Raw genomic sequence first — 9,536 nt, forward strand, 5'->3', positions numbered from 1 at the left:
GATCGCGCAGTACTTTCACCGATTCATTCCAGTTGTCATTCACGCCCAGCGTATTCGGATTGGCGCGCATGATGTCCTTGACCTGGTCGGCAATGGCGCGCACGCCAGCCACTTCCGGCCCCGTGACGCGGAACTGCACCGGATACGGCACCGGCGGTCCGTTCGGCAACAGCTTGACACGTCCCCGCACTTCCGGGAAATCCTTCTTGAAAACGTCGACGATTTGCTGGCGCAAGCGTTCGCGGTCCGCCAGGCTCTTCGGCAACACCACCACTTGCGACACATTCGTCTGCGGGAAGATCTGGTCCAGCGGCAAGTAGAAACGGGGGCTGCCCGTGCCCACATAGCTGGTCACGCTTTCCACGCCATCGAGCTTGCCGACAAACGCTTCGAACTTCTTGACCTGCTTTTCATTCGCGGCAAAGGTCGTGCCTTCCGGCGACCACAGCTCCACCATCAGTTCAGGCCGGCTGGAATCGGGGAAGAACTGCTTCTCGATAAAATTAAAGCCGTAGATGCCCAGCGCAAAGATGGCCAGGGTGGCGGCAATCGTCGTCTTGCGCCATTCCACGCACCAGGTCACGGCGCGGCGGAAGCGGCGGAAGTTCGGCGTATCGAACAGTTCATGGTCGTTATGTGCGTGCGGCTTGACCTTCAGCAAGATGTGGCCGATGTAAGGCGTAAACACCACGGCCACCACCCAGGAAATGACCAGCGCCAGTGCATTGACGGAGAACAGGGAAAACGTGTATTCGCCTGCGGTCGACTTGGCCAGGCCGATGGGCAAAAAGCCCGCCACCGTGATCAGGGTGCCCGTCAGCATGGGCATGGCCGTCGACGTGTAGGCAAAGGTAGCCGCGTCGAAGCGCGACATGCCCTCCTCCATCTTGCGCACCATCATTTCAACGGCAATGATGGCGTCATCGACCAGCAAGCCCAGCGCAATGATCAGGGCACCCAGGGAAATCTTGTGCAAATCGATGTCGAGCAGGCGCATGCACAGGAAAGTGACGGCCAGCACCAGCGGAATGGTCAGCGCCACCACCAGGCCGGGGCGCACGTCGATGCGCAGCGGCTTGGTATGCAAGCCCAGCGCGACAAAGCTGACGGCCAGCACAATCAGGATCGCTTCGATCAGGGTGTGCACGAACTCGCCCACGGAAGCGGACACGGCTTCAGGCTGGTTCGACACGCGCTGCAGTTCTATGCCAACTGGCAACTCGCTCGTCATGCGCGAGACGGTCTTTTGCAAGGCCTTGCCCATGTCGATGATGTTGCCGCCCTTTTCCATCGACACGCCCAGGCCGATCACTTCCTTGCCGTTGAAACGCATCTTGTCCTTCGGCGGATCGACGAATTCACGTTTCACCGTGGCAAAGTCGCCAAGGCGGAAGGTGGTGCCGTTGGCGCGAAGCTCGAGGTTTTCCAGATCCTTGACGGTAACCATGGCGCCCGTCACCCGCACTTGCAGGTTGTCCGTCGGCGTCACCAGCACGCCGGTGGCGTTGATGGAGTTTTGCTCGGACAATTGCTGCACGATGGCATCGAAGGGAATGCCCAGCTGGGCAAATTTCTTGTGCGAAAAGATGATATTGATCTTTTCATCCTGCACGCCAAACAGCTCCACCTTCGAGACCTGTCCCACGGCAAGTAATTCCTGGCGTACCTTGTCCGCGTAATCCTTCATTTCCGCGTAAGTAAAACCATCGCCGGACAAGGCGAAGATGGAGCCATACGTGTCGCCGAACTCGTCGTTGAAGAACGGGCCCACCACGCCGGACGGCAAGGTGCCCTTGATGTCGCCGATCTTCTTGCGCACCTGGTACCAGGCGGCGGCCGTTTCCTTCGGCGGCGCCGATTCGCGCAATTCCAGCAAGATCAATGTTTCGCCGGGCTTCGAATAGCTGGTGATCTCATCGATATACGGCGTCTCCTGCAGCTTCTTTTCCAGCTTGTCCGTCACCTGCTCGGCCATCTGCAGGGCCGTGGCGCCCGGCCAGTACGCTTGCAGCACCATGGCGCGGAAGGTAAATGGCGGATCTTCGTCCTGGCCCAGGCTGGTATAGCTGAGCATGCCGCCGATCAGCAGCACGGCCATCAGGTAGCGTGTCAGCGGTATGTGTTCCAGCGCCCAGCGTGACAGATTGAAGCCGCCCTTCATTTGGCGGCCCCAACCGTGATGGCGGAAGCGACGGGCGCGGCCGCTGCGGCCGTTTCCGCCCCGAGGATGGTGACTTTCTGTCCTGGCTTGAGCAAGTTGACGCCGGCCGTGACCACGGTCTGGCCCGGCTTCACGCCCGAGGTCAGCAACAACTCGTTGCCCGCCACGCCGCCGACAGTGACGGGCACCAGTTTCACGGCGCCATTCTCCACCACCCACACGGAGCTTTGCGATTTCTCATTGAACAGGGCCGTCAGCGGCACCTTGATCTGCGGCGTCGCCGTTTGCGAGGAGAACTGCACCACGGCAGTCATGCCCAGGCGGGCTTGCGGCGCGTCCGGAATGCTGACCTTGGCCAGATAGGTGCGCGTGGCCGGATCGGCCACGGGCGACACTTCGCGGATCTTGCCCGGCAGCGCCTGTTTCGGATCGGCCCACAGGCGCACCACGACATCCTTGACCTGACGCAAGGTATCGACCTTATCTTCCGGCAAGCCGATCACGACTTCCTTCTCGCCGCTCCTGGCCACCACCACGACGGGCGTGCCGGGCGAGACCACCTGCCCCACTTCCGCATCGATGCGCGTGACGACGCCATCGGCATCCGCCGCCAGGCTGGCATAGCCGGACTGGTTGGCCTGGCCACGGTAGGCGGCCTGGGCTGCTTCCACGTTGGCCTGCGCCGCCTTGTAGGTAGCATCCTTGCTGTCGAGCACGGCCTGGCTGACGAAATTTTTCTCGCGCAAGTCCTGATAACGCTTCAGTTCGGCGCGCGCCAGGTCGCGGTTCGTTTCCGCGCTGGCCAGCGCCGCCTTCGCCTGCGCCTGCGCCAGTTGCAGGTCGACGGGGTCGAGCTGCATCAGCAGCTGGCCCTTGCGGACGGCTGCGCCCACGTCAACCTTGCGTGCGACGATCTTGCCGCCCACGCGAAAGCCCAGCTGTGACGCCACGCGGGGCACGACCTCGCCCGCCAGCTCCGCACTGACGTCAACATTACTGCTGGCTAACACGATCGCGCGCACGGGACGCACATCTTCCACCTTGGGTACCGGCTTGGAACAGGCGGCCAGCGCCATGGCAACAACAGTGGCCAGGGCAGCGGCGGCGATCAGCCGCAAGGCGGGAAGAGCTGGCGCGCCGGTCTCGCGGCGCAGGGTTTTCAGGGCAAACAAGGTATTTTCCTTTACTATGCGGGCTGTTAGATTTTTACGTGAAGAAACTTTTTGCTTGCCGTAGGGGGTGAGCCAAACTTTTTTGCACGCGATATCCTTAAATTTGTGACAATATCGGTCTGGTCATGGCGGGGCGCGCTGCACCCTTAATGACTTTCTGGTTATTAATTATAGTCGCGACGAAAAGTTTTTAGTGACTTTTGCGTCATTAATGTTGAAACGTACAACGTCCGGCAACACCGCGGTTTTGCGCGGCACCGGACAAAAACTGCAAGACTAGAGAAGTGTGTTCATGCCTGTAGACCATTACGAGAATTTCCCTGTAGCATCATTTTTACTGCCGCGCCGCCTGGTGCCTGCCGTCGAAGCCATCTATGCTTTCGCCCGCAGCGCCGATGACCTGGCCGACGAAGGCGACGCCACGCCGGCCCAACGCCTGGCCGCCCTGCACGCCTACGAAGAAGCGCTGGGCCGCATCGCCCGCCATGAAGGCCATGCGGGCGACGGCGCCGCCATGTTCGAGCGCCTGGCCGCCGTCATCGCCAAACACCAGTTGCCGCTGAAACCGTTCCACGATTTATTGTCGGCCTTCAAGCAGGATGTGCAGACGACGCGCTATGCCTGCTACGAAGACGTGCTCGACTACTGCGCCCGCTCCGCCAATCCCGTAGGCCTGCTGATGCTGCACCTGTATGGTGCGGCCGATGAAGAGAATGTACGCGATTCCGATGCGATATGTTCAGCTTTGCAACTAATTAATTTCCTGCAAGACGTCGCCATCGACCAGCAAAAGGAACGCATCTATCTGCCGATGGAAGACCTGACACGCTTTGCCGTCTCGCCCGCCGCCTTCGAGCGGCCCGAGGCGCACGGCAAGTGGAGCGCGCTGATGCGTTTTGAAGTGGCGCGCACGCGGGCGCTGATGCTGTCCGGCGCGCCGCTGGCCCTGCGCCTGCGCGGGCGCATCGGCTGGGAACTGCGCCTGGTGATCCAGGGGGGACTGCGCATCCTCGAAAGCATCGAGGCCGTCAATTACGACGTCTTCCGCCGCCGCCCGAAGCTGGAGAAACGCGACTGGCTGATCATTTTCTGGCGCGCCCTGCGCATGTCGCGCAAAAGCCTGCGTCAAGAGACGCAAGTAAAAACGGCTTTTCCCCCGTCGCCCACTCTGTAAGGCGATAGAATAGCGGCTTCGATCTGCAACCCTTGCTCTTTTGCCTATGTCTCCCGACGAATACTGCCAACAAAAGGCCGCCCAGAGCGGCTCCAGCTTCTACTACAGCTTCCTGTTCCTGCCGGCCGAACGCCGCAAGGCCATCACGGCCCTGTACGCCTTCTGCCGCGAAGTCGACGACACGGTCGACGAATGCACGGACGAAGCCGTGGCACGTACCAAGCTGGTCTGGTGGCGCAAGGAAGTCAGGGCCATGTACGAGGGCAATCCCACGCATCCCGTGATGCGCGCGCTGCAGCCGCACCTGGACATCTATGCACTGGAAGAAAAGCATTTGCAAGCCATCATCGATGGCATGGAAATGGACTTGAACCAGACGCGCTACCTCGATTACCAGGCCATGAGCCGCTATTGCTGGCACGTGGCCAGCGTGGTGGGCATCTTGTCGGCCAGCATCTTTGGCGCGACCCGCCCGGAAACCCTGCTGTACGCGGAAAAGCTCGGCCATGCCTTCCAGCTGACCAACATCATCCGCGACGTGGGCGAAGATGCGCGCAAGGGGCGCATCTACCTGCCGATCAGCGAATTGCAGCAGTTCAATGTGACGGCGGCCGATTTGCTGAACGCGCGCCACAGCGAGAACTTTGAAAACCTCATGCGTTTCCAGGTGGCACGCGCGCAACAGGCGTACGACGAAGCCTTCGCCCTGCTGCCGGCCGAGGACCGCCGCGCCCAGCGCCCGGGCCTGATCATGGCCGCCATCTACCGCACCCTGCTCAACGAAGTCGAGCGCGACGGCTATCACGTGCTGAAACAGCGCATTTCCCTGACCCCGATCCGCAAACTGTGGCTGGCATGGAAGACCTGGGTCCGTGGCTGATCCTGGCGTGACACAGCGCTACGCCGTCATCGGCGGCGGCTGGGCCGGCTGCGCGGCGGCCATGGAAATGGCGCGCGCCGGCCATGCCGTCACCGTCTACGAAGCGGCGCGCACCCTGGGCGGCCGCGCGCGCAAGGTCGACCGAGCAGTTGGGCAAGAGCATACCGTACTCGACAACGGCCAGCATATCCTGCTGGGCGCCTACACGGAAACCCTGCGCCTGATCAAGCTGGCGGGACAGGATCCAAGCGAACTCATTCTTACCCTGCCCCTGCAGATGCGCTATCCGACCGGCTCAGGCGGCATGGATTTCGTCGCGCCGTGCCTGCCCGCGCCCCTGCACCTGGCGTGGGCCTTGCTGCGCGCCAAGGGTTTATCGCGTGCCGACAAGCTGGCATTGATGCGCTTTTCCACGGCCATGCGGTGGATGGGCTGGCAACTGTACAACGATTGCACGGTCAGCGAACTGCTGCAGCGCTTCGACCAGACGCAGCAATTAAACCGCCTGATGTGGCATCCGCTGTGCCTGGCAGCCCTGAACACGCCGCCCGAGCGGGCCTCGGCGCGCGTCTTCATCAATGTGCTGCGCGACAGCCTGGGCGCATCGCGTCGCCGCGCTTCCGACATGCTGATCCCGAAAGCGGACCTCTCCGCCCTGTTTCCCGAGGCGGCCGCCCGCTACGTGGAACAACATGGCGGCAGCGTGCGCCTGGGCGCCAAGGTCGATGCCCTGCAAGCGCTGCCTGGCGGGCGCTGGCGGCTCGACGATGACGAGGCCTTCGACGGCGTCGTGCTCGCCACGCCTTGCGCGCAGGCGGCCAGCCTGCTGCAAGGCGTGCACGATGCGCGCCTGGACGCCGTCATTACCCAGATGCAAGCATTGACCCCGGAAGCGATCAGCACCTGCTACCTGCAATACGCGCCCGATGTGCGCCTGGACCTGCCTATGCATGCGCTGGCCGATGCGCCGGAGAGCGGCCACTGGGGCCAGTTTGTCTTCGACCGTGGCCAGCTCGACAGCCAGCAGGCGGGCTTGCTGGCCGTCGTCATCAGCGCCTCCGGCCCTGCCGCCGAGCAAGGCCACGGAGCGCTGGCGCAAGCCATCGCGGCACAACTGGCGCAAGTGTTACGCCGTCCCGAACTGGCGCAGCCCCTGTGGACCCAGCTGATCACGGAAAAGCGCGCCACCTTTGCCTGCACGCCCGACCTGGCGCGTCCGGGCAATGCCAGCGGCGTGCCTGGCCTGCTGCTGGCCGGCGACTACACGGCCGGCGACGACCGCACGCTCGACTATCCGGCCACCATCGAAGGCGCCGTGCGCAGCGGCGTGGCGGCGGCCAAGGCCGTGCGTGCAAGGGTGCAGGCCGGGAAATTGGCAAAGTAGACTTGACGGTGCATCCCGCCCTGGTGTCGCTGAGCCCCGCCAAATTGCATTCTGTCGCACCGCGCTGGTGCGCACTGCCGTGCTTGGGTACAGTCTGACCATCGACCAACCGCACGCCACGAGGACCACCATGCACACCACCTTGCACCTGAAAAACAGCTTGAAAGCCGTGGCGCTGCTGGCGCTCGTGGCCGTGGCCACCGTGCTCGTCATTGACGTGCAGCAAGTGCAACAGGTACAACAGACGCAGCATGCCCCCTTGCTGCTGAGCCAAGCCAGCATGCTGCTGGCGGCAGTCGGCTGAGCGGCATACGGGAGGACAGGAAAAATATGATGAACAAGCAAGACTATCTCGACGCGCTGCGGCGCGCACTGGCGGGCTTGCCACCGGACCTGGTGGCCAAGACGCTCGATTACTACGAACAGACGTTCATCGAAGGGGCGGCGGCCGGCCGCAGCGAGCAGGAAGTTGCCGACGACCTCGGTGATCCGAAGAAGATCGCCATGACCTTGCGCACCAGCACCCATCGCCAGGCCTTCGAGCAGAAAAAAAACCCCGTCAACCTGCTGCGCCTGCTCGTCTCGCTGGTGGGACTGGCCATTTTCAACCTGTTCATGGTCGTGCCCGCCGCAGTGTATGCGGCCCTGCTGGCCACCCTGTATGCCGTGGGCCTGAGCTTTTATCTGGGCGGCATCGCCATCACGGCCAGCGGCTTGTCCGGCGCCAACGAACTGGTGCTCGACGGCCCCATGCGCCACATCTTCATCCAGGACGACGATGCCGATGGCGACCCCCGCCGCGAAACACGCATCACCATCGGCGACACGGGCATTCGGGTGCAGCATGTGCCCGGCCCCGTCCAGGATGACGCCGAGGCTGCATCGGCCAGCGCCTCGTCGCGCGTGATCGAACGGGCCGAGGCGCTGGCCGGCAGCGGCATCCGCATCTCGACCGACATGGACCGCGATGCGCGCACCACGCAAACCGTCTTCGGCATGGGCATGTTATTGGGCGGCATCGCCATCTTTCTGCTCAGTCTGGTGGTCACGCGCTATACCCTGATCGGCATCAGGCGCTACACCGCCATGAATGTTTCCCTGCTCAAAGGTCACTAGAAAGGCTGCCATGAAACGCTTGCTCAAAGTTGGCCTGTCCATGTTCCTGCTGGCCCTGGTCCTGATCGCCATGTCGTATGCGGCGCTGCGCGCCAAGGGCATCAGCAGTCCCAGCAGCGCTGCCGGACGGGCCGTGCGCAGTGAAACGCGGCCCATTGCTGCAAATATCACCAGCATCGACCTGGCCGGCCCCATCGACCTGGTGCTGCGCCGCGGCGCCACGCCCTCGCTGAAAGTCAGCGGCGAACAGCGCTTGCTGTCGAACGTGGACACCAGCGCCGACGGCACGACCCTGCATATCGGCCCGAAAGGCATGCTCTTCCACCATCGCCAGCCGCTGCAGGTGGAACTGGTGCTGCCCGCCCTCGTGCGCCTGGATGTGCATGGCAATGGCGACAGCAAGGTCACGGGATTTTCCGGCGACAGTTTTATCCTGGAATTGATGGGTTCGGGCAACGTCAGCTTCACGGGCCGCTACAAGCAGGTGCAAGCCACCGTCAACGGCAGCGGCGACCTCGACATCAATGCGGGCAACAGCGACAGCGTGGTGCTGGAAATGGTGGGTTCTGGCCGCATCTCGGCCAGCGGCAATACCAAGTTCGTGCGCGCCGACCTGAGCGGTTCGGGAGATATCGATGCCGAGCACCTGGCCGCCGACAAGGCCAGCGTCAGCCTGCAGGGCTCGGGCCAAAGCAGCCTGTTCGTGCGCGACGCCGCCAACCTGACCCTGCGCGGCAGCGGCGACATCCACGTCTACGGCAACCCGCGCCAGCGCGAAGCGCAAAAAAGCGGTTCAGGCGACATCATCTGGCATTGACGAGGACAGCCGCTCACAATCTGCTACGCGGCGCGATTTGCGGCTGGCGATGCTCGCTGCCTCGGCGGCCCCGTACTCGCATACAGCTGCGCTTCTCAGCCACAACTCGGGGCCGCTCGCTACGAGTGTGAACGACGTCGTGGCGCAAACGATTCAATGCCGCTGTGATTTCAAGAATTCTCTTCCAGCCAACGCACCGCCTGCTCGCCTGCCGCCTTGCCTTGCGCCAGGCAGGCCGTCAGCAGGTAGCCGCCCGTCGGCGCTTCCCAGTCCAGCATTTCTCCCGCCACGAAGACGCCCGGCATGGCGCGCAGCATGCTGCCGTCGATGCCGTCGAACGCCACGCCGCCGGCGCTGCTGATGGCTTCATCGATGGGCCGCGGGCGCCGCAAGGTGACGGGCAGCAGCTTGATGGCGTCCGCCAGTCTGGCTGCATCGGCAAAATCGGCCGCGCTCAGGCATTCGCGCAGCAAGCCCGATTTCACGCCCTTGATGCCCAGGCGGCTGTTCAGGTGGCTGGACATGGAACGCGAACCGCGCGGGCGCGTCACTTCCTCGAACACGCGTTCATGCGTGTGGTCGGGCGCCAGGTCGAGCCAGATGGTGGTGCTGCCCTCGGCGGCGATCTGCTCGCGCAGCGCGGCCGACAGCGCATAAATCAGGCTGCCTTCCACGCCGCCTTCGGTGATGACGAACTGGCCCTGGCGCTTGATCATGCAGTTATCGATGTTGCGCGCCGAGATGGCCACCGTCGTCAGCGGTTCGCCCGCATGGCGGCTGCTGAAATGGCTGCTCCAGTCCACGTCGAAGCCGCAATTGGCCGGCACCAGGG

9 protein-coding genes are annotated in these 9,536 nt (G+C 63.2%); 6 read left to right on the forward strand and 3 right to left on the reverse strand.

What is annotated here, in order from left to right; translation table 11 throughout:
• Together JaAD80_RS19055 and JaAD80_RS19060 are read right to left on the reverse strand one after the other, a co-directional pair.
• The coding region (locus tag JaAD80_RS19055; RefSeq protein WP_102296347.1) for an efflux RND transporter permease subunit at positions 1-2,161 on the reverse strand (2,161 nt) is incomplete at its 3' end.
• Positions 2,158-3,333 (reverse strand): efflux RND transporter periplasmic adaptor subunit, encoded by a 1,176-nt coding sequence (locus tag JaAD80_RS19060; protein WP_146012428.1) that lies wholly within the window; start codon positions 3,331-3,333, stop codon positions 2,158-2,160. The genes JaAD80_RS19055 and JaAD80_RS19060, both read right to left, overlap by 4 nt.
• 292 nt (positions 3,334-3,625) lie before the next feature.
• Here JaAD80_RS19060 and hpnC point away from each other — a divergent pair, with 292 nt between their 5' ends.
• The 6 genes from hpnC (at position 3,626) to JaAD80_RS19090 (ending at position 8,704) form a co-directional block, all read left to right on the forward strand.
• Entirely contained in the window at positions 3,626-4,507 is an 882-nt protein-coding gene (gene hpnC / locus JaAD80_RS19065; RefSeq protein ID WP_102296348.1) for a squalene synthase HpnC, read from the forward strand.
• Positions 4,508-4,553: 46 nt separating this feature from the next.
• Complete coding sequence (gene hpnD / locus JaAD80_RS19070; RefSeq protein WP_102296350.1) at positions 4,554-5,387, forward strand: presqualene diphosphate synthase HpnD; 834 nt, start codon at positions 4,554-4,556, stop codon at positions 5,385-5,387.
• Positions 5,380-6,771 carry a hydroxysqualene dehydroxylase HpnE gene (gene hpnE, locus JaAD80_RS19075; protein WP_102296351.1) on the forward strand — a complete coding sequence of 464 codons (1,392 nt, stop codon included), beginning with the start codon at positions 5,380-5,382 and terminating at the stop codon, positions 6,769-6,771. Before hpnD ends, hpnE begins: the two co-directional genes overlap by 8 nt.
• 130 nt (positions 6,772-6,901) lie before the next feature.
• Positions 6,902-7,075 (forward strand): hypothetical protein, encoded by a 174-nt coding sequence (locus JaAD80_RS30770; RefSeq protein ID WP_180979479.1) that lies wholly within the window; start codon positions 6,902-6,904, stop codon positions 7,073-7,075.
• A gap of 26 nt (positions 7,076-7,101) precedes the next feature.
• Positions 7,102-7,887 carry a DUF1700 domain-containing protein gene (locus JaAD80_RS19085; RefSeq protein WP_258003088.1) on the forward strand — a complete coding sequence of 262 codons (786 nt, stop codon included), beginning with the start codon at positions 7,102-7,104 and terminating at the stop codon, positions 7,885-7,887.
• Positions 7,888-7,897: 10 nt separating this feature from the next.
• On the forward strand, positions 7,898-8,704 hold the full coding sequence (locus tag JaAD80_RS19090) for a head GIN domain-containing protein (RefSeq protein WP_102296355.1): 807 nt from the start codon (positions 7,898-7,900) through the stop codon (positions 8,702-8,704).
• Positions 8,705-8,874: 170 nt separating this feature from the next.
• On the opposite strand, the gene JaAD80_RS19095 is transcribed toward JaAD80_RS19090, so the two are convergent.
• Positions 8,875-9,536 (reverse strand): TIGR03862 family flavoprotein (locus tag JaAD80_RS19095; protein ID WP_146012429.1); only part of this gene is annotated, 662 nt, incomplete at its 5' end.

The sequence above is a fragment of the Janthinobacterium sp. AD80 genome (genome assembly GCF_002878455.1).
In the GTDB taxonomy this organism is placed as follows: domain Bacteria; phylum Pseudomonadota; class Gammaproteobacteria; order Burkholderiales; family Burkholderiaceae_D; genus Janthinobacterium.